General features: G+C 70.6%; 17 protein-coding genes. 7 read left to right on the top strand and 10 right to left on the bottom strand.

The window, feature by feature from the left end:
- Nucleotides 1–119 precede the first annotated feature (119 nt).
- Nucleotides 120–1,439, top strand: coding sequence for a serine-threonine protein kinase (locus tag JAO81_RS07695; protein ID WP_199547020.1), 1,320 nt, complete (start codon nt 120–122; stop codon nt 1,437–1,439).
- 24 nt (nt 1,440–1,463) lie between these two features.
- Here JAO81_RS07695 and JAO81_RS07690 read toward each other — a convergent pair whose 3' ends face one another.
- A complete protein-coding gene (locus JAO81_RS07690; RefSeq protein ID WP_199547019.1) occupies nt 1,464–4,304 on the bottom strand; it encodes a penicillin acylase family protein in 2,841 nt (946 codons plus the stop codon).
- A gap of 248 nt (nt 4,305–4,552) precedes the next feature.
- On the opposite strand from JAO81_RS07690, the gene JAO81_RS07685 reads away from it, so the two are divergent.
- Together JAO81_RS07685 and JAO81_RS07680 are read left to right on the top strand one after the other, a co-directional pair.
- Complete coding sequence (locus JAO81_RS07685; protein ID WP_199547018.1) at nt 4,553–5,197, top strand: hypothetical protein; 645 nt, start codon at nt 4,553–4,555, stop codon at nt 5,195–5,197.
- Nucleotides 5,198–5,348: 151 nt separating this feature from the next.
- Nucleotides 5,349–6,065: a 3-keto-5-aminohexanoate cleavage protein gene (locus JAO81_RS07680; protein WP_199547051.1), complete on the top strand. Its 717-nt coding sequence runs from the start codon at nt 5,349–5,351 to the stop codon at nt 6,063–6,065.
- On the opposite strand, the gene JAO81_RS07675 is transcribed toward JAO81_RS07680, so the two are convergent.
- Nucleotides 6,041–6,811, bottom strand: coding sequence for a hypothetical protein (locus tag JAO81_RS07675; RefSeq protein WP_199547017.1), 771 nt, complete (start codon nt 6,809–6,811; stop codon nt 6,041–6,043). The genes JAO81_RS07680 and JAO81_RS07675 overlap by 25 nt on opposite strands.
- Before the next feature lie 143 nt (nt 6,812–6,954).
- Between JAO81_RS07675 and JAO81_RS07670 the strand changes: the two genes are divergently transcribed.
- The gene (locus JAO81_RS07670) at nt 6,955–8,031 is read left to right on the top strand and encodes an RNA ligase (ATP) (protein ID WP_199547016.1); all 1,077 of its coding nucleotides are present in this window, start codon (nt 6,955–6,957) and stop codon (nt 8,029–8,031) included.
- A 46-nt stretch (nt 8,032–8,077) separates the two neighbouring features.
- Here the strand turns inward: JAO81_RS07670 and soxR are convergent, their stop codons facing one another.
- Nucleotides 8,078–8,542 (bottom strand): redox-sensitive transcriptional activator SoxR, encoded by a 465-nt coding sequence (gene soxR / locus JAO81_RS07665; protein WP_199547015.1) that lies wholly within the window; start codon nt 8,540–8,542, stop codon nt 8,078–8,080.
- A gap of 128 nt (nt 8,543–8,670) precedes the next feature.
- Here soxR and JAO81_RS07660 point away from each other — a divergent pair, with 128 nt between their 5' ends.
- Nucleotides 8,671–9,135, top strand: coding sequence for a MaoC family dehydratase (locus JAO81_RS07660; RefSeq protein ID WP_199547014.1), 465 nt, complete (start codon nt 8,671–8,673; stop codon nt 9,133–9,135).
- 15 nt (nt 9,136–9,150) lie between these two features.
- On the opposite strand, the gene JAO81_RS07655 is transcribed toward JAO81_RS07660, so the two are convergent.
- The 3 genes from JAO81_RS07655 to JAO81_RS07645 all read right to left on the bottom strand — a co-directional run bounded on the left by JAO81_RS07655 (nt 9,151) and on the right by JAO81_RS07645 (nt 11,355).
- The gene (locus JAO81_RS07655; RefSeq protein ID WP_199547013.1) at nt 9,151–9,774 is read right to left on the bottom strand and encodes a TetR/AcrR family transcriptional regulator; all 624 of its coding nucleotides are present in this window, start codon (nt 9,772–9,774) and stop codon (nt 9,151–9,153) included.
- A gap of 82 nt (nt 9,775–9,856) precedes the next feature.
- On the bottom strand, nt 9,857–10,144 hold the full coding sequence (locus JAO81_RS07650; protein ID WP_199547012.1) for a YiaA/YiaB family inner membrane protein: 288 nt from the start codon (nt 10,142–10,144) through the stop codon (nt 9,857–9,859).
- Between the two features lie 59 nt (nt 10,145–10,203).
- The gene (locus tag JAO81_RS07645) at nt 10,204–11,355 is read right to left on the bottom strand and encodes an acyl-CoA dehydrogenase family protein (protein ID WP_199547011.1); all 1,152 of its coding nucleotides are present in this window, start codon (nt 11,353–11,355) and stop codon (nt 10,204–10,206) included.
- 68 nt (nt 11,356–11,423) lie between these two features.
- Between JAO81_RS07645 and JAO81_RS07640 the strand changes: the two genes are divergently transcribed.
- On the top strand, nt 11,424–12,053 hold the full coding sequence (locus JAO81_RS07640; RefSeq protein WP_199547010.1) for a TetR/AcrR family transcriptional regulator: 630 nt from the start codon (nt 11,424–11,426) through the stop codon (nt 12,051–12,053).
- Nucleotides 12,054–12,189: 136 nt separating this feature from the next.
- A complete protein-coding gene (locus tag JAO81_RS07635) occupies nt 12,190–13,149 on the top strand; it encodes a DMT family transporter (RefSeq protein WP_199547009.1) in 960 nt (319 codons plus the stop codon).
- Nucleotides 13,150–13,188: 39 nt separating this feature from the next.
- Here JAO81_RS07635 and JAO81_RS07630 read toward each other — a convergent pair whose 3' ends face one another.
- From JAO81_RS07630 to JAO81_RS07615, 4 genes are all read right to left on the bottom strand, one after another.
- Entirely contained in the window at nt 13,189–14,268 is a 1,080-nt protein-coding gene (locus JAO81_RS07630) for a Zn-dependent alcohol dehydrogenase (protein ID WP_199547008.1), read from the bottom strand.
- 92 nt (nt 14,269–14,360) lie between these two features.
- Complete coding sequence (locus JAO81_RS07625; RefSeq protein ID WP_199547007.1) at nt 14,361–15,773, bottom strand: aldehyde dehydrogenase family protein; 1,413 nt, start codon at nt 15,771–15,773, stop codon at nt 14,361–14,363.
- Between the two features lie 128 nt (nt 15,774–15,901).
- Entirely contained in the window at nt 15,902–17,170 is a 1,269-nt protein-coding gene (locus JAO81_RS07620) for an MFS transporter (RefSeq protein WP_199547006.1), read from the bottom strand.
- A gap of 4 nt (nt 17,171–17,174) precedes the next feature.
- Nucleotides 17,175–18,626 carry a citrate:proton symporter gene (locus JAO81_RS07615; RefSeq protein ID WP_199547005.1) on the bottom strand — a complete coding sequence of 484 codons (1,452 nt, stop codon included), beginning with the start codon at nt 18,624–18,626 and terminating at the stop codon, nt 17,175–17,177.
- Between the last annotated feature and the right edge of the window lie 154 nt (nt 18,627–18,780).

Genomic DNA, 18,780 nt, shown 5'->3' with positions numbered 1-18,780 from the left:
CACTGATGCGGACGTACCTCGCGTATCGCTGATACGGCGGCAGAAGGCTGGTCGTGCACGGACCCCGGCGCGATGCTGGGCGCACCCCTTGTGCCAGGGTCCGTGAACGGAGGCCGGTCATGCCGGAGTTCAGCGTCGCACCGTACCGGGAGCTCACCTTCGACGCGGACGGGGACGTCCAGGCCGGGCAGTTGGCGGCGGTGCGGGCGCTGCGCGTCCGGGATCTGGTGGTGTTCGCGCACGGGTGGAACAACGACCGGTCGATGGCCACCACGTTCTACGACCGGTTCTTCGCACCGTTCGCCGCGCTCGACCCCCCGGGGACCACGGGATACGTGGGGGTGCTGTGGCCGGCGATGGGTTCCCCCCACGACCCCCTCCCCGATTCCGCCCCGCGGGGCGCCGCCGGGCCCGTGGATGCCGTCGGCCCGGCGCTGCGCCCCGAGCTCGACGAGGCGACCCGGCAGGCGCTGCGCACGGCGTTCCCGGACCGTGCGGACGTCGTGGACCGGCTGGCCCGGATGCTCGCCGAACAGCCCACCAACCATGCCGCGTTCGATGAGTTCGGGCTGTTCGTACGGAAGTTGGCGGAGGTTCCGCCGCGCGGTGCGCCGGCCTCCTTCGCCCAGGACATAGAGGCCGAGGACGCCGCGCCTGGCAGCACCGATCCGGCGATGCTCTTCGACGACCCCGCCACCGTCTGCCGGGCGTTCACCGACGCCCTCGAGGAGCTGGGCGCCGTGCCGTCGCGCGCGCGCGAGGGTGCGTTCGGCATCGGCCTCGACCGGCTGTGGGACGGCGGCAAGGAGCTGCTGCGGCAGGGCACGTACTACGCGATGAAGCGACGCGCGGGCACGGTGGGACAGCTGGGGCTCGGGCCCGCGCTCGGAGAACTGGCCGAGCGGAACCCGGACCTGAGGATCCACCTCGTCGGGCACAGCTTCGGTGCGCGCCTTGTCTCCTTCGCGCTGCGCGGTCTTCCGAAGAGCGTGACGAACGTGAAGTCGGTGACCTTGCTGCAGGGCGCCTTCTCGCACCACGCCTTCGCCCCGCGGCTGCCCCATCAGGCGGGCGGTGGTGTGCTGCGGGGGCAGGAGCGGCGGATCGACGGACCGCTGGTGTGCTGCCACTCGGAGCACGACGCGGCGCTGAAGGTGTTCTATCCGCTGGCCTCGCGGCTGGCCGGCGACTCGACGGGTCTGCTCGGCGACGACCCCAAGTGGGGAGCGCTCGGCTACGGCGGGATCAAGGGCGTCGACGGGACCAAGCGCCTCACGCTCGCCCAGGCCCTCGCCGGCGGGCTGCCGAAGGACGGCTGTGTGAACGTCGACGCGGCCGCCAAGGTGCGCCGCGGCGGACCCCCGTCGGGGGCCCACAGCGACATTCTGCACAAGGAGTTGGCGCAGGTGGTGCTGGCGGCGGGCCGTATCCGCGCATAGCGGCGGCCCACCGCCCCACGGAGCTCACCTGTGGGAGGGGAACTCCACCACCTGCTGGTACGTGGGCCTGTTCTGCCACTGGATCGGCTGGTGGGTGATCCCGCCGACCGCACGGTGCACGATCGCGTCCGCGCACCACTGGTCGCCGGCCTTGCAGTGCTCGTCACCGGGGTAGACCGCGGTGGCCGGCTCGGCGGCCGCCTGGACGAGCGTGGCGAGCAACGCGTCCCGGCAGGCGGTGAGTTCGCCTCCGCCGCAGTACGTTCGGGCGAGAGGGCCCTTCACCTCCTGGCCGAGTACCGCGCGTAGATCCTTGTCGACATAGCCCCACCAGCCGCGCTGGAAGGCCGAACCGGCATGCGCGCCGGTCGGTCCGTGCGCCGCCGAAGGTGCTTCGTCGACGCCGAGCTGCCCGGTCAGCGCCGTGTACAGCTCGTCGCCGAGGCCGGGCTTGAAGGCGGCCTCCACCAGGAGCGGCCACCACGCGTCCATGATCCGGACGGCGTCGGTGTGGGCGTACGTCCTGGAGCCCGCCGCGGTCTGGTTGCGCAGCGTGCCCGCCTTCTGCCAGGCCTCCAACTGCTGTACGGCCGTCGCGAGGTGCGGATCGGTGACCGGCTGGGACCTGATCACCTTCAGGAGCTCCGGCAGCACCTGCTCGCCCCGCAGATCCGCGACCGCCGCCTCGGCCATGGCCTGCGTCAGGGAGGCGCGGGTGACCTTGCCGTCCCCGATCAGCTCCTTGACGCGGTCGTCGAGGAGGTCGCCGCGGTGCACGGCTCCGAAGCTGAAGTCGGCGGCGCTGTAGTCGTCGGCCTGTTTGTTGTTCCAGGAGATGTAGTAGTCCTGGTTCACCGACTGCGGATGCTCGTTCATCGGCGTGTACGCGGCGGTGTTCCCCGCGGGATCGAAGTCCTTCCAGGCGTACGCGTCCTCGGCACGGACCGGGAAGGAGGCGTCCACGCCCTCGGCGCGCACCGGGTTGGAGCCGCTGTTGTAGTACGCGATGTCCCGGGAGTCGGCGTAGAACCAGTTGAAGGCGTAGCCGATGTGGTCGGCGGCCCGCTGGAAGGACTCGGCGTCCTTCACGTAGCCCGGATCGTTGAACATCTGGAAGCCGATGATGGAGTCGGCCTCGTGACGGTAGGTGGAGCGCAGCGAGGTGTACGCGATCGGTTCGCCGTCGCTCAGCGCGCGATGCGTGACGATGCCGTAGTGCGTACGGAAGACCTGCAGACGGTACGAACCGGCGGCGGTGGAGTCGGCGAGGCTCGGCTTCCAGGCGTTGCGCTTCTCCAGTTTCTCCATCGGGACGCACGCGCCCTTGTAGCGGTAGTGCGTGGACTGCCTGGTCGGCGCGGCTCCGTTCGGCTCACAGAGTTCGACCGCGTACGTGTCGGTGATGTCCTGGCCCGCTGAAGTGGCCGACCAGGAGTAGTCGACGCCGCGGCCCAGCTGGATGTACATGCCGACGCCCGCGAAGGAGACGCCGCGGGCCTTGATGCCGGGGCCGTCCAGTTCCTGCATCATCAGCAGCTGCGGCGCGAAGTACCCGGTCTGCGGCCCGAACACGGCCACCGGGTTGCCGCTCGCGGTGTGCTCGCCGGAGACGAGCAGCGCGTTGGACATGCCCTTCTTGGCGCTGAACAGGTCCTCGGGCAGCACCCCGTCGTCGTGCATCCCTTGCAGCTTGCGCAACTCGGCCGAAGCCCTGACCGGGTCCTTCGCCGGGGTCTTCTGCGCGGCCGCGCCCGTACGGTCGAAGATCAGCGGCTCGCGCTCGACCGTGCCCGCGTCGGGCATCGCCATCCCGCGCGGCTTCGCGGGCTTCTCGGCGTACGGGAAGCTGCTGCCGTCGTGGATCGTCCGCACGGTCTCGGGATCGTTGCGCTGGCGGAAGGACTCCCAGACCTTGGTGCCCTCCTCGACGCCGTACTTCTTCTGCGCGGCGAGCAGCGACAGCGCGGACTCCACCTCTCCCCCGCCGCCTCCGCCGAAGAGGCCGCCGACGACGGAGGCGAGGGCGATGAGGTCGGTCACCTTGAACGGCTGGATCTCACCGATATTGGTGATCGCGTCGACCTTGCCCGTGAGCACGTACTCGCCGGGGAAGTACCGGCCCTTCTTGGCCTGAACCCGATAGGCGTTGAGGCCGTCGACGTAGGCCTGCGCGTCCTCCATGGCCTGCTTCCCGCGCGCGCCCTGCTTGGTGAGGATGTAGTCGACCTGCGCCTGAAGGTCCTCCTCGGTGTACGGGGCCTGCGGCCAGAAGCTCTGCTCCAGGCCCTGGTTGGCGGGCGCGCCGCCCGCGAACGGGGTGAGCTCGCCGCGGCCGATGTGGCGGAACAGGTCGATCAGCCAGAGCCGGTCCTGGCCGGCGGCGTACCCCGCGCCGAACTCGGTGCCGTAGCGCGTGGTTCCCTTGATGTGCGGGACGCCGTTCTTCTTGTCGCGTGTGATCGTCACGTCGCCGCGCGGGCGGGTGACGGAGGCGACCTGGCCGGCGGGGACGCCGAAGGACGCGTCCTGGAAGTAGCTGTTTAGGCCGGCGTCGGTCAGGGACCCGTAGCCCGAGGACAGGGCGTCGTAGGGGGCCAGCTGGTCGTCGCTGTGCGCCGGTTTCGTACCGAGAAGGCGGTGGCCGAGGATTTCCACGAGCGTCGCGGAACCGTTCGCACCCGGCGGCAGGATGTCGCTGCACTGGTCGCCGCAGTGGTCGGCGGGCGGCTCGGCGGCTGCCGCGGCCTGCGGGAGGGGCATCAGGAGCCCTGCGGCGAGGGCGGCCGTCGCGGCGAGGACGCCTGCGGCGCGGGCGGGCTCGGAGGTTCTGCTGCGGACTCTGAACCGGGGGATGCGCTGTCGCATACCTGCTCCTCCTGGCTAGAAGTGAAGCACCCCGCGAGTGCGGTCACCGGAGGTTACCGACGGTAGGAGCCCGGCAGAAGGTGAACATGCGTCACCTTTGCCAACTCACCACACCCGCAGGCACCGGCGGCCCCGCACACAGCAGTGATGGGGCCCATCGGAAATCGGATGGAGCTGGAGGGAGCCGAATCACGACCCGTTACGTCCAACCCGCAACGTCCGAGTACCAGCGACGGAGGTGCATGGCGATGGCCGGATTCCGTAGCCTCGCGAGACAGGTGCGTGACCCTCACAACGACCTGGCACTGCGCCGCTATTCACTGCGCAAATGCCTCGAACGGTTCGCCCCCTACGGCCACCGTGCGACCTGGGACCATCTGTGCACGCGGGCCGGCTTCGGCCCGGAGGACCGGTCCCCTGATCCGGCGCGGCTCGAGGCCGCGCTCGACGAACTCGAAGAAGCCCGGGCCGTCTGGCTCGCCTACGAGCGTGACTTCGCCGCCCGGCGCAAGCAGGAGAAGCACGACGGGCTGCGCCGGCCCGGAGTGATCGACGACTGGCACCGGCTGACCTGGGGCGGCCACGGCATAGCGTGGTGCGACGACCCTTCGGTCCACCCCTCCGCACCGCTGGACGCGGTGCTGCGGCGGCTGATCACCGCCCTGGAGCGCGACCCCGGCGATCTCTGCCCGGTGTGCGATTCCACGGACATCGCCTGGGAACACGAACTCACCCACGAGCCCTTCTCGGGCCCCCTCTGCGAGCACTGCGGCATCGTGGTGCCGCGCCCGGTGCTCACGGCCGAGGCGTTGATGCGGATACGGGCGCGCGGCAGGCAGCCGGCGTTGCTGGCGGCCGCGGGGATGGCGGCGGCATCGGCCCTGTCGGCCTGAGGGGCTCTGCCGACCCGGGGAACCTTGTCGGCTTGAGGGGGACGGGACGACGGGGTGACGGGGGTGACCGGAGTGACGGGGGTGCGCCGATGAAGCCGCGCCCCCGGGAGAGTTCCCTGCTCTGTCGGTGACGGCTGGCACCATCGACGGCATGGTGTGGATCCAGGTCTGTCTCAACGGCGCACGCGGCACGGCCGACGGTGCGGCCATCCCGATGTCACCGCAGGACATGGCCCGTTCGGCGGCGCGCGCGGTCGCCGCCGGGGCCGGGGATGTGCATGTCCATCCCAAGACGCCCTGCGGACAGGACACCCTCTCGCCGCGCGCGGTCGCGGCGACCCTTCAGGCCGTACGGTCGCTGGTCGGTGTTCCCGTCGGGGTGACGACGGGCGCCTGGGCCGAACCGGACCCGGACGTACGCGTGGAGCAGATCCGCTCGTGGACGGTCCTGCCGGACCATGCCTCGGTCAACTGGCACGAGCCGGGGGCGGAGCCGGTCGCGGCGGCGCTGCTCGAACGGGGTGTGGGGGTGGAGGCCGGGTTGTGGTCGGGCACGGACGGTCCGCGCCGCTTCCTTGAATCCCCGTTGGCGCCCCGGGTGTTGCGCGTCCTCGCCGAGGTGACGGACACCTCGGCCGATACGGCCCGCGCGTCGGCGGCCGCCCTGCTCGACGAGATCGGCACGGCGCACGGCCGCCCGGTGCTCCTTCACGGTGAGGAGGGCGGGGCCTGGCCGGTGCTGCGGCTGGCGCTGGAGCGGGGGTTGGCTACGCGGGTCGGGCTTGAGGACACGCTCCGGCTGCCGGACGGGCAGTTGGCCGCCGACAACGCCGCGTTGGTGGCTCAGGCCAGGAACCTGGCCTCGTAGATCCCCCACCGCTCCTCCACCGGCAGCCGCAGGAGCTCCAGCCGGTCCAGGAGGTCGGGGTCGGCGTCCGTGTCCGTGTCCGTGTCCGTATCCTGCGTACGGATTCGCTCGATCACGTGCTCCCTGACCCACGAGACGATCTCCGCCATGGGCTCGGGACGGTCGAAGCCCACCCGCCACCGGATCATGTGGTCGTCCTCGTTGACGAGGTCGAGATGGTGGTGGTCCACGAACTCGCGCAGGTGAGCGTCCGCGGTTCCGCCGGGCTCCTGCGCCGACCAGGCCTCGAGGTACGGCGTGAGGGTGCGCGTCGCGGTCACGCAGGTCTGGAACACGTCGTCGACCGAGTAGAGGGGCCGCGGCGAGCGCAGGGTGTCCAGCCACCAGGCCTCGAAGAAGCCGAGAACGGCCTCGCGCTCGTGGTCGGGCCGCTTGCCCCAGTCGACGTACCCGACGATCTGCACCCCTCCGTAGCCGCCGGGCGTCCCGCTGACTCCGCTCGCCAACTGCCGTGTCAGCTCGGGCAGCAGCCGGCGCAGACTCGCCTCGAAATCGTCGAAGTGATCGCTCGCCTCACCGGCGTACAGATCGACGGCTTCCACCGGCATCGGCACATCCGGCGCCCGCAACAAGGCAGTCCACTCCGGCGGATGGCACAGCGAGCAGCCCACCTCGCCGGGGCTCGAAGCCCCCGCGAACACCACCCGCACCCGGTCGACAGCCGCTTCCAGCGCAGCAGAAGGCATGACAGCCCCCATCAGGACTCCGCGACCGGTCGCGCCGGGCGAAGAGCGTGACGCTACCAGAGCGAAATCCGCTCGCTCCACGGGATTGGCCCGCGGACAGTAGGAGGCGATGAAACCGAGCTGAACGCACCAGGAGTCCCGCCATGTCGACGCTGCGCGTCACCGCCGAAGAGCTGACCGTTCACGAGCATCCCGGGGCCGACGCCCTCGAACTGGCCCAGGTGGGCCTGTACCGGGCCGTCGTCGCCAAGGGCGCGTACCGCAGTGGTGAGCACGCCGTCTACATCCCGGAACAGGCCGTCCTGCCCGGGGAGTTGATCGAGGAGCTGGGACTCACCGGCCGGCTCGCGGGGTCGAAGGCCAACCGCGTCAAGGCGATCCGGCTGCGGGGCGAGCTGTCGCAGGGCCTGGTCTGCCGGCCCGCCGCACTGGCCGACGTCGACCTGGCACAGGCCGCCGCGGACGGCACCGACTTCGCGGAGAGGCTCGGCATCACCAAGTGGGTGCCCGAGGTGCCCACCACGATGAGCGGCGAGGTCGAGGCCGCACCCGAACTGCTCCCCTGGGTCGACATCGAGAACCTCCAGCGCTATCCGGGGATCTTCGAGCCCGGTGAGCAGGTCGTCCTCACCGAGAAGCTGCACGGAACCGCCTGCCTGGTCACGTACTTCGCCGACAGCGGCCAGGTGCAGGTCACCTCCAAGGGCTTCGGCGGCAAATACCTGGCCCTGAAGGAGGACCCGCGCAATCTGTACTGGCGGGCGGTGCGCGCCTTCGACGTCCCGACGGTCGCCGCGTTCCTCGCCGAGCGCCTCGACGCCCGCAGGGTCGGACTGTTCGCCGAGGTGTACGGGGCCGGCGTACAGGACCTGACGTACGGCGCGGACGGGCGGCGCGAGTCGCTCGGTTACGCGGTGTTCGACGTGTCCGTGGAGGTCGGCGGGCAGGTGCGGTGGCTGCACCCGGCGGAGCTCGCCGAGCTGCTCGAGGGGCGGCTGCCGCTGGTGCCGACGCTCCATGAGGGCCCGTACGACGAGGAGTTGGTCTTCGCGTACGCCTCCGGGCGCGAGACGGTCTCGGGTCGTGAGCTGCATCTGCGGGAGGGCGTCGTGGTCCGGCCCGCGGTAGAGCGGCGCAGTGACGTGCTCGGCTCGCGGGCCATCGCGAAGGCCGTGAGCCCCGCCTATCTGACCCGCAAGGGCGGTACCGAGTACGAGTGAGGCGGTTCGGGGGCGCGCCACATGCGGCGCGCCTCCGAACTCCGTACTACGACGTCCTCTTCTCGGCCAGCAGGCGCGATCCCGTCAGACGTTCGCCGAAGACGTCGTCGGGGTTGGACAGGACGCAGGTCTCCAGGGACAGGCAGCCGCAGCCGATGCAGTCGGTCAGATGGTCGCGCAGCCGGCCGAGCTGCTTGATGCGCTCGTCCAGCTCCTTGCGCCAGGCCTGCGAGAGGCGGGTCCAGTCCTCGCGGTTCGGGGTGCGCTCCTCGGGGAGCTCGGCGAGCGCGTCGCGGATGGTGGCGAGCGGGATGCCGACGCGCTGCGCGGCGCGGACGAAGGCGACCCGGCGCAGGGCGTCGCGGCTGTAGCGGCGCTGATTGCCGGAGGTGCGGCGACTGCTGATCAGGCCCTTGGACTCGTAGAAGTGCAGGGCCGACACGGCCGCGCCGCTGCGCGCGGACAGCTGGCCGACGGTGAGTTCATGGACCTTCTCGGGAATCTGCGGCACGCCCTGGACCCTACGTGCTGAGCCGCACCCGCTCCGCGCCGGGCATGGCGCCTGTCGTTCCGTTGACATGGGCGCGGGCGGACGACCATGCTGAGCAAGCGCTTAGACAACGAGTGGAGGCAGAGGACATGGCAGAGCCCAGGATCTTCAGGTCGGCCGAGGAGCTGCGTGCGGCGATCGGCGAGGAGCTCGGCGGAGGTGAGTGGCTCGAGGTCGACCAGAAGCGGATCGATCTCTTCGCGGAGGCCACCGGCGACCACCAGTGGATCCACGTCGACGCCGAGAAGGCGGCCGCGGGCCCGTTCGGCACGACGATCGCGCACGGCTACCTGACGCTGTCGCTGCTGCCCACGCTCGTCCCGCAGATCATGCGCGTCGAGAACGTGAAGATGGGCATCAACTACGGCACCAACAAGGTGCGCTTCCCCTCCCCCGTCCCGGTCGGCTCGCGGGTGCGCGCCACCGCGGTGATCAAGGAGGTGGCCGACACCCCTGACGGCGGTGTGCAGTTGACGACGGCGGTGACCGTCGAGCGCGAGGACGGCGGGAAGCCGGCCTGCGTGGCCGAGTCCGTCTCCCGCTTCTACTTCTAGAGACGCCCAGGAGCGCTACGAGCGGGGCCGCGCCCCCACCATCCGCAGCACGAGGTCGGCGTAGGACGCGCCGACCTCGTCGGGGGTCCGGCGCCCCTGGACGTTGAACCAGCGGGCCACGTCGATGCAGAGCGAGAGCACCGCGAGGGTGGCACCGGGGATGTCCGGGACCTCGAACTCGCCGGACTTCACGCCGTCGTCAAGGATCCGCCGTACGGCCGCGTCGCACTGCCGGCGCAGCTGCACGACCTCGGCGCGGTGCTCCGCGTCGAGCGCGTCGAGCTCGTACTGGACGACGCGTGCGGTGGTGTGGTGGCCGGCGTGCCAGATCACGAAGGAGCGCACGGCCTGCGCGAGCCGCTCGGCGGCGGTGCCGTCCGCGTCGGCGGCGCTGGCGAGGATGTTCACGGCCTTGGTGTGACCGAGGGTGCTGATCTTGTGGAGCAGCTCTTCCTTGGTCTTGTAGTGGATGTAGAGCGCGGCAGGGCTCATCCCCGCGCGTCCCGCGATGTCCCGCGTGGTCGTCGCGTGGTACCCGCGCTCGGCGAAGGCCTCGACCGCCGCGACCATCAGCCGCCGGGCGGCATCCGGGGTGACGTCACCCCAGGGCACGTCCTGGGTCTCCTCGGTCGCGGTCATCACTCGCCCCTTCCGGTCATCGGGCGAACACCATACCCCGACCGGTGAGCAAGCGCTTAGTGGCTGCCGCACGGCATACCGCTCAAGGGGTACGGAAGGGGTCGTGCTCCGCGAGGATCTTCTCCATCCGGGCCTGGTCCACCCGGCTGACGATCTGCCCGGCCTCCTGCCGGTCGCGTACGACCTTCGAGAGCGTGATCGCGGAGGTCGTCAGATACAGGACCGAGATCGCCATGAAGGCCCGGATCCAGACATCGACGTCCATATAGAGGAGCGCGATACCCACGGAGCCGAGGGCGATCGAGAACGAGGCGATGGCCATCCCGTAGAAGCCGGTGGTGGTCTGCTGCTTGATCGGCGCGTCAGTCATACGCCACAGGGTGAGGCGTCGTGAGCCAGGCCACATCCGTACGGATACTCACGTGGTACTCAGAACGCCGAAACTCCCGTCAGCGCACGCCCGATGAGCAACTTCTGTATCTGTGAGGTGCCTTCGTAGAGCGTCATGACGCGGGCGTCCCGCAGTAGCTTTCCGGCGGGGTATTCATCGATATAGCCATAACCGCCGAACACCTGGAGGCAGTTGTTGGCCGCGCGCACCGCCGCCTCCGAAGCGAACAGCTTGGCCTTGGACGACTCGGTGGTGAACGGCAGCCCGCGGTCGATGAGATCCGCGACCCGCCAGGTCAGCAGCCGGGCCGCGTCCACGTCCACGGCGATATCGCTGATCAGCTCCTGGACCAGCTGATGACGGGCGATCGGGGCGCCGAACTGCTCCCGCTCCCCCGCGTACGCGACGGCGGCGTCCAGCGCCGCCTGGGCGATCCCGACACAGCCGGCGGCGACCGACATCCGGCCCTTGGCGAGCGCGGACATCGCGACCGAGAAGCCCTTGCCCTCGGGGCCGAGCATCGCCGAGGCGGGGACGCGGACGTCTTCGAGGACGAGTTCCGCGGTCGCCTGACCGCGCAGACCGAGCTTGCCGTGGATCTCGCGGCGGGTGAGGCCGGGGCTGTCGGCGGGGACCAGGAAGGCGGAGACGCCCTTGTGGCCGGGCTCGTCGTTCGTGCGCGCGAAGAGCAGCACGACATCGGCCCAGGTGCCGTTGGTGATGAACATTTTGGTGCCGTTGACGACGTACGTGTCGCCGTCGCGTACCGCCTTGGTGATGAGGTTGCCCGCGTCGGAGCCCGTGCCGGGTTCGGTGAGGCCGAAGCACCCGACGTACACACCTGAAGTGAGGCCGGGCAGCCACTGCCGCTTCTGTTCCTCGTCCCCCCAGGCGGCGATCGTCTTGGCGACGAGGCCGAGCGAGACGGAGACGATGCCGCGCACCGAGGAGTCGCCGCGGCCGAGCTCTTCGGTGACGAGGCAGTACGCGAGGTGGTCGCCACCGCTGCCGCCGTACTGCTCGTCGATGGTGAGCCCGAGGAAGCCGACCTCGCCGAGCTTCTTCACGATCGCCCGGTCGACCTGTTCGGCGCGGTCCCACCCGGTGACGTGCGGCGTGATCTCGCGGGCCGTGAAGTCACGGGCGAGTTCGCGTACGGCCGTCTGCTCGTCGCTCAGTTCCAGGTTCATCGGCGCCCACCCCACTACGTTTAATTACCACTGCTAGTTTTCGGCTTCAGGGCCCTACTATGTGCCGCATGGCCCGACCGCGCAAGCCCCTCCTGAGCACCGACCGCATCGTCGAGACCGCGCGTGCGCTGGTCGACGCCGAAGGGCTCGCGGCCGTCTCCACGCGGCGGCTCGCGGCGGAGCTCGGAGTGAGCGGACCGTCGCTCTACAACCACTTCCGTACGAAGGACCAGATCCTGGAGGCGGTCGCGGACTCGGTGAGCGCCCAGGTCGATCTGTCGATGTTCGAGGACGGGCGGCCGTGGCGGGACGCGCTGCACGACTGGGCGGTGTCCTACCGGTCGGCGCTGCGGGACCACCCGCATATCGTTCCGGTGCTCGCCCGCGGGCCGGGGCGCAGGCCCTCGGGTCTGAAGGTCGCCGACGCGGTGTTCGGCGCGATGACCGCGGCGGGCTGGCCGCCCGCGCAGGCCACCTCGATCGGCGCGCTGATGCGGTACTTCATCATGGGCTCGGCGCTCGGCTCGTTCGCGGGCGGCTTCGTGGACGACGAGACCGCGTACGACCCCGCGGACTATCCGCATCTCGGGCAGGCGCACCTGCTCGCGGACCGGCAGGAGAAGGTGGACGAGCGGGCCTTCGAGACGGGGCTCACGGCGCTGCTCGACGGTCTGGAGCAGCAGTTCAGGGCGCTGTGAAGCGACAGCTCAGGGCACTGTGAAACGACAGCTCAGGGCGCTGCGGAACGACAGCTCAGGGCCCCCCGAGCCGCCCGATTGACGCCGGGCGTCAATTCGGTGGGCGCCGAACAGCCGCCCGCGTAAGGTCCGCTCCATGACAACCTCTCCACCCGTGTCCCGCCGCTCCGAACTGCTCGCGCTCGGCGCCGCGAGCATCACGGTCGTGCTGTGGGCCTCCGCCTTCGTCTCCATCCGCAGCGCGGGCGAGGCCTATTCACCGGGCGCGCTCGCGCTCGGCCGGCTGCTCGCGGGCGCGGTGACGCTCGGCGCGTTCCTGCTGATACGGCGCGAAGGGCTGCCGCCCAGGGCCGCCTGGCCCGGGATCGCGATCTCCGGGCTGCTCTGGTTCGGCCTGTACATGGTGGTGCTCAACTGGGGTGAGCAGAAGGTCGATGCGGGCACGGCGGCCCTGGTCGTGAACGTCGGCCCGCTCGTGATGGCGCTGCTGGCCGGCTGGCTGCTCAAGGAGGGCCTGCCCAAGCGGCTGCTCGCGGGGATGGCGGTGTCGTTCCTGGGCGCGGCAGTGGTCGGTCTGTCGATGTCCGGCGACGGCAGCGCGTCGCTGCTCGGCGTGCTGCTCTGTCTGCTCGCCGCCGTCTCGTACGCCGGTGGTGTGGTCGCGCAGAAGCCCGCGCTGAAGCACGCGAGTCCCCTGCAGGTCACGACGTTCGGGTGCCTGATCGGTGCGGTGGCCTGTCTGCCGTTCAGCGGGGTGCTGCTGTCCGAGCTGGGCGACGCACCGGTGTCCGCGACCCTCAACATGGTCTACCTGGGCATCTTCCCGACCGCGCTCGCCTTCACCACCTGGGCCTACGCCCTGGCCCGTACGACCGCGGGAAAGATGGGCGCCACCACGTACGCCGTGCCCGCGATCGTGGTCCTCATGTCGTGGCTGGCGCTCGACGAGGTGCCGGGATGGCTGACGCTGCTCGGCGGCGCCATCTGCCTTGCGGGCGTGGGGGTTTCCCGCTCGAAGGGGCGCTCGCGCGTGGTGGCGACCGCGCAGGAGCCGGGCCCTGTGGTGGACCCGGCCGACTCCGCGAAGTCCCGCTAGAAGACGACCGCGGGAAGACGACCGCGGGGAAGACGCCTTCTAGAAGACGACCAGCGCCCGGCCGCCCTTGCCCGCGATCATGTTCTCGAAGGCGGCCGGGATGCCGTCGAGTCCGATGTGCTCGGTGACCAGTGCCGACAGGTCGAGGCGGCCGGCGCGGATGTGCTCGGCGAGGACCGGCAGATCGGCCACCGGGTCGCAGTTGCCGTAGACGCAGCCGGCCAGCGTGCGGCCCCAGTGGAACAACTCCAGGGCGTTGAAGGTCACTTGCTGGTCCTTGCCGCCGATGCCGACGACCGTGGTGCGGCCGCCGCGGCGGGTGGACTCCCAGGCCGTACGGATGGTGTCGGCGCGTCCGACACACTCGACGGCGACGTCCGCGCCCCGGCCCCCGGTCAGCTTGCGGATGTCCTTGGCCGTGGTGTCGGAGGCGAGCACGAACTCGGTGGCTCCGGCCGCGCGGGCCAGCTCCTCCTTCGCCGGGGAGACATCCACCGCGACGATCGTCCCGGCGCCGGCGATACGGGCGGCCTGCAGCGTGGCCAGACCCACGCCGCCGACGCCGTAGACGGCCACGGACTCCCCCTCACGTACACGCGCCGAATGGTGCACCGCTCCGTAGCCGGTGAGCACGGCGCAGCCGAGCAGCGCGGCGTCGGTGAGCGGGACGCCGTCCGGGACCGGCAGCACACAGTTCGCGGCGACCACCGTCTCCTCGGCGAACGCGGCGACGTTCAGGCCCGGGTGGAGGTCCTGGCCGTCGGCGGTACGGGCGTAGACGTTCGCCGCGCCGGCCAACGCGCTCACGCAGAGCCAGACCTCGCCGATGGTGCAGTGGTGGCAGCTGCCGCAGGACGGGGCCCAGTTGAGCACCACCGCTTCGCCGACGGCGATATGGTCCACGCCCTCGCCGACCGCGAGCACCGTGCCCGCTCCCTCGTGGCCGAGAACGCAGGGCGTGGGCACCTTCATGGTGCCGTTGGACAGGGACAGGTCCGAGTGACAGACCCCGGCGGCGGCGAGCTTGACCCGCACCTGCCCGGGGCCCGGCTCGGGCAGATCGATCTCGACGAGCTCCAGCGGGGAGCCCACGGCGGGCAGAACGGCGGCGCGGACCACGGTGCGTACTCCTGACATATGACGTGCGAAGGGAGCGGGCAGCGGCTCGCGAGGGGAATGCGCTTCGCGAGCCGCCTGCCGGACGGAAGGGCTCAGAACTGCAGCGACTTCGTCTGCAGATACTCGGTCAGACCGTGCGGCCCGAGCTCACGGCCGACCCCGGACTGCTTGTAACCGCCGAACGGGGCGAGCGGGTTGAACTTCCCGCCGTTGATGTCGACCTGCCCGGTGTCCATGCGGCGCGCGAAGGCCACGGCCTCGTCCCTGTCGCCGGCCCAGACGGCACCCGCGAGCCCGTACACCGTGCCGTTGGCGATACGCAGCGCGTCCGCCTCGTCCTCGTACCGGATGATCGAGATCACCGGGCCGAAGATCTCCTCCTGCGCGATGGTCATCTCGGGGCGGACGTCGGCGAAGATCGTGGGGCTGACGTAGTAGCCGGTGGGGTGCGGGGCCTCGGGGCCGCCGGCGACGATCCGGGCGCCCTCCTCGATGCCGCGCGTGATGTAGCCGCGGACGCGGGCGTGCTGCTTGGCGTTGACGACCGGGCCGAGGCGGCTGGTCTCGTCGTGCGGATCGCCTGCCACGTACTTGGCGGCGGCCGCCGCGGCCAGCTGGACGGCCTCGTCGTACTGGTCGGTGTGGACCAGCATCCGGGTCCAGGCGCTGCAGGTCTGCCCGGAGTTGGACATCACGTTGGCGACGCCGACGTTGACCGCCTTGCCCAGATCCGCGCTCGGCAGGATCACGTTGGCGGACTTGCCGCCGAGCTCCAGGGCGACGCGCTTGATCGCGGAGCCCGCGGTGGCGCCGATCTGCTTGCCGACGGCGGTGGAACCGGTGAAGGAGACCAGGTCGACATCGGGATGCTCGGCGAGCGCCTGCCCGGCGACCGGGCCGAGGCCCGTCACCAGGTTGAACACACCGGCGGGCACGCCCGCTTCGTGCACGGCGTCGGCGAAGAGCTGCGCGACGAGCGGCGTGTCCTCGGCGGGCTTGAGCACGACGGTGCAGCCGGCGGCGAGCGCGGGCGCGACCTTGGCGACGATCTGGTGCAGCGGGTAGTTCCAGGGTGTGATCGCGCCCACGACGCCGACCGGCTCGTGCAGCACGGTCGAGTTGCCGAGCTTCTCCTCGAAGGCGTACGCGGCGGCCAGCTCGGCATACGTACCGGCGACCGCGATCGGCAGACCCGCGTGCACCGCCTTGGCGAAGGCGAGCGGGGCGCCGAGTTCGGCGGTGACGGTCTCGGCGATCTCCTCGTGGCGCGCGGCGAGCGCGTCCCGCAAGGCGGTGAGCTTCGCGGCGCGTTCGGCCGGCGGTGTCGCGGCCCAGCCCGGCAGCGCGGCGCGGGCGGCGCGTACCGCCGCGTCCACGTCCTGCGGACCGGCCGCGGCGACATGGCCGATCACCTGCTCGTCGGCCGGGTTGACCACCTCGATGGTCTCCGCGGATGCCCCGGGCGTCCACGCGCCGTTGATGTAGAGCCCCTCGTGCGGCTTCATGCCTCGACCTCCCTGACTTACGCCGGCGTACGCACCCCGCGTACGGGTCGCTTCCGGACCGCTCGTACGACGTGCCCGTACGAGGGCCGCGCAGGCCCAGGCCTGCACAAGGCCCCAAACTAGCGCTGTTAGTTTTCGCGCGCCAGGGGGGTCCGGACGTCCCGGTCCGTGACGGTAGTTGATGCGGCCCGGGAAGGGGATGGCGGCGACGAAGGGGATGGCCCCGGACGACGCAGCCCAAGTGCCGCCGCACCCACCAGAAGCACGCCAAGCATGACGAAAGGAGCGCCGATCCCCGCCGCGCCCGCAATCAGCCCGGCCGACGCGGGGGTCGCGACCTGGCCGAGCCGGTTGCCGGTCAGGCGCAGGGCGAGGGCGGTGGAGCGGGCTTCGGCGGGGGCGGCCTGGACGACGGTGGTCATCGACAGCGGCTGGCCGACGCCGAGACAGAAGCCCAGGACGGCGAGCATGACGGCAAGGGCCCAGACCGGTACGGGCAGGGCGATTCCGGCGCAGAGCAAACCGGCGAGCAGACAGGTCGACACCAGGAGAGCGGTGCGGCCGATCAGCCGGATCATCGGGGTCATCACCAGACGGCAGGCGATGGTGGCGGCCGCGCGCAGGCTGAGCAGCAGTCCGATCAGCGAGGGTGCGATGCCCCGGTGTTCGCCGATCACCGGCAGATACGCGGTGAGGATGTCGGTGGCCGAGAGCACGGCCAGGCTGATCAGGATGCCGGCGGGCACACCGCGCGTCCGCAGGATGCGGTGGACCGGGACCCTCGCGTCCTTGGCCGGCTTCTTCGCCGGCGTGTGGTGCTCGATACGCCACAGGGACACGAACGAGACCACGGCCACGCCCGCCGAGACGAGCAGGGCCAGTGCGCTCGTACGGGCCATGGCATCGCCGTTCGAGCCGCCCGTGACAAGGGCGCCCGCGGCGACCGGACCGATCAGCTGGCCGAGCGAGGCGCCGATGGTGAAGTGGCCGAAATTGCGGTCCTGTTCGGCGGGTGCGGACTGGCGGGCCACGATCGACTGGGCGCCGATGACGAAGGCGAGATGTCCGAGACCCATCACGCCGCTCCAGGCCGCCATCGCCGCCAGGGAGTTCGCCGTGCCGCTCAGCGCGCAGCCGCCCGCGATCAGGACGACGCCGACGGGCAGCAGGGGCGCGCACCGTCCGTGGTCGGTGCGGCGGCCGAGCGGTACGGCGGCGAACAGCGGGAGCAGCGCGTACACACCGGCGATCACACCGATCGCGCGTTCGTCGGCGCCAAGGCCGAGGGCCCGGTAGGAGACGGCCGGTCGCGCCATCGACACCGCCGCCTGCGCGAAGCCGAAGGCGATGACGAGACGGAGCAGCCAGCCCCTGCCGGGCCGTATGTGGTCGGCCATCGGGTCAGATGATCCCGAAGAGGATTCCGGAGAACAGCACCACAAGCGAGGTGAGCGCCGCCCACTTCACGGTGAAGCGGGTGTGGTCGCCGAACTCGACCTTGGCCATGCCGACGAGCACGTACACCGCGGGCACAAGCGGGCTGGACATGTGCAGGGCCTGGCCGGCGAGCGAGGCGCGGGCGATCTCCAGCGGTGAGACACCGTGGGCGGCGCCGGCCTCGGCGAGAACCGGCAGGACGCCGAAGTAGAAGCCGTCGTTGGACATGAAGTACGTCAGCGGGAGGCTGAGCAGTCCGGTGACCAGGCCCATGTGCGGGCCCATGCCGGCCGGGATGGTGTCGACCAGCCAGCGCGCCATGCTGTCGACCATGCCCGTGCCCTGGAGGACACCGGTGAAGACGGCGGCGGCGAAGACCATGCCGGAGACGTTGAGGACGTTGTCCGCGTGGGCGGCGATCCGGGCCTTCTGGTCGGGCATGTGCGGGAAGTTGACCGTGAGGGCCAGGGCCGCGCCGAGCAGGAACAGGACCGGGATCGGCAGCAGCTCCATGATCATGGCGGCGAGCAGCGCGACGGTGAGGCCCGCGTTGAACCAGTACAGCTTGGGGCGCAGGGTGTCGCGGTCGGGGTCGAGGCCCTGGAAGTCGTCCTCTTCGGACTCGTCGGACTCGCCGGACTCGTCGGAAGAAGAGACGTCCGCGGCGGAGGCGTCCGTACCCGAACCCGCGCCGCCGGTGGCCTTGCCGACCGACACCTTGGTGTCGCCCTTGCCGCCGCCCGCACCGACGAGCACCGTCTCCGGCTCGGGCTCCTTCTCCAGGACGTCGTCGAGCGTCAGCACACCGAGGCGCTTGCGCTCGCGCAGGCCGAGCACGTACGAGAGGAGGAAGACGGCGAGCAGACCGACCGCGAGCGCCGGGATCATCGGCACGAAGATGTCGGACGCGTCCAGCTTGAGCGCGGTCGCGGCGCGGGCGGTCGGACCGCCCCAGGGCAGCGTGTTCATCACGCCGTTGGCGGTGGCGGCCACACCGGTCATCACGACCAGGCTCATGCCGAGGCGCTTGTACAGCGGGTACATGGCCGAGACCGTGATCATGAACGTGGTCGAGCCGTCGCCGTCGAGCGAGACGATCGCGGCGAGCACCGCCGTACCGACGACGATGCGCATCGGGTCGGCCTTGCAGAAGCGCAGGATGCCCCGGACGATCGGGTCGAAGAGGCCGACGTCGATCATCACGCCGAAGTAGACGATCGCGAACATCAGCATCGCCGCGGTGGGCGCGAGGCTGGTGACGCCTTCGAGGACGTAGTCCCCGAGATGGGCTCCCTTCCCGACGAATACGCAGAAGAGCGCGGGGATGAGGACCAGCGCCGCGATCGGCGACATCTTCTTCAGCATGATCAGGACCAGGAAGGTCGCGATCATGGCGAAGCCGAGGATGGTCAGCATATGGACACCTAACGTTCGCCCTTGAACTTCCACCAGAGGCGGCGGTCCGGACGACGTTAGGTGCCGCGAACTTGCGTTAACAAGATGTTGACGCGTGAGCAATAAGCGCAAAACTCCAGGTCACAGCGTTGCGTCAGACTGTTGTGCGCACAGA

The sequence above is a fragment of the Streptomyces sp. N35 genome (assembly GCF_016464295.1).
Lineage (GTDB): Bacteria > Actinomycetota > Actinomycetes > Streptomycetales > Streptomycetaceae > Streptomyces.
The sequence above is the reverse complement of the archived record's forward strand: the minus strand, read 5'-3'. Positions and strand labels throughout refer to the sequence as shown.

Excerpts from the sequence above, each read along its gene's own strand:
- JAO81_RS07695 (WP_199547020.1), top strand. The coding sequence starts at position 120 with ATGCCGGAGTTCAGCGTCGCACCGTACCGGGAGCTCACCTTCGACGCG.
- JAO81_RS07690 (WP_199547019.1), bottom strand. The coding sequence starts at position 4,304 with ATGCGACAGCGCATCCCCCGGTTCAGAGTCCGCAGCAGAACCTCCGAG.
- JAO81_RS07685 (WP_199547018.1), top strand. The coding sequence starts at position 4,553 with ATGGCCGGATTCCGTAGCCTCGCGAGACAGGTGCGTGACCCTCACAAC.
- JAO81_RS07680 (WP_199547051.1), top strand. The coding sequence starts at position 5,349 with ATGGTGTGGATCCAGGTCTGTCTCAACGGCGCACGCGGCACGGCCGAC.
- JAO81_RS07675 (WP_199547017.1), bottom strand. The coding sequence starts at position 6,811 with ATGCCTTCTGCTGCGCTGGAAGCGGCTGTCGACCGGGTGCGGGTGGTG.
- JAO81_RS07670 (WP_199547016.1), top strand. The coding sequence starts at position 6,955 with ATGTCGACGCTGCGCGTCACCGCCGAAGAGCTGACCGTTCACGAGCAT.
- JAO81_RS07660 (WP_199547014.1), top strand. The coding sequence starts at position 8,671 with ATGGCAGAGCCCAGGATCTTCAGGTCGGCCGAGGAGCTGCGTGCGGCG.
- JAO81_RS07655 (WP_199547013.1), bottom strand. The coding sequence starts at position 9,774 with ATGACCGCGACCGAGGAGACCCAGGACGTGCCCTGGGGTGACGTCACC.
- JAO81_RS07650 (WP_199547012.1), bottom strand. The coding sequence starts at position 10,144 with ATGACTGACGCGCCGATCAAGCAGCAGACCACCACCGGCTTCTACGGG.
- JAO81_RS07645 (WP_199547011.1), bottom strand. The coding sequence starts at position 11,355 with ATGAACCTGGAACTGAGCGACGAGCAGACGGCCGTACGCGAACTCGCC.
- JAO81_RS07640 (WP_199547010.1), top strand. The coding sequence starts at position 11,424 with ATGGCCCGACCGCGCAAGCCCCTCCTGAGCACCGACCGCATCGTCGAG.
- JAO81_RS07635 (WP_199547009.1), top strand. The coding sequence starts at position 12,190 with ATGACAACCTCTCCACCCGTGTCCCGCCGCTCCGAACTGCTCGCGCTC.
- JAO81_RS07625 (WP_199547007.1), bottom strand. The coding sequence starts at position 15,773 with ATGAAGCCGCACGAGGGGCTCTACATCAACGGCGCGTGGACGCCCGGG.
- JAO81_RS07620 (WP_199547006.1), bottom strand. The coding sequence starts at position 17,170 with ATGGCCGACCACATACGGCCCGGCAGGGGCTGGCTGCTCCGTCTCGTC.
- JAO81_RS07615 (WP_199547005.1), bottom strand. The coding sequence starts at position 18,626 with ATGCTGACCATCCTCGGCTTCGCCATGATCGCGACCTTCCTGGTCCTG.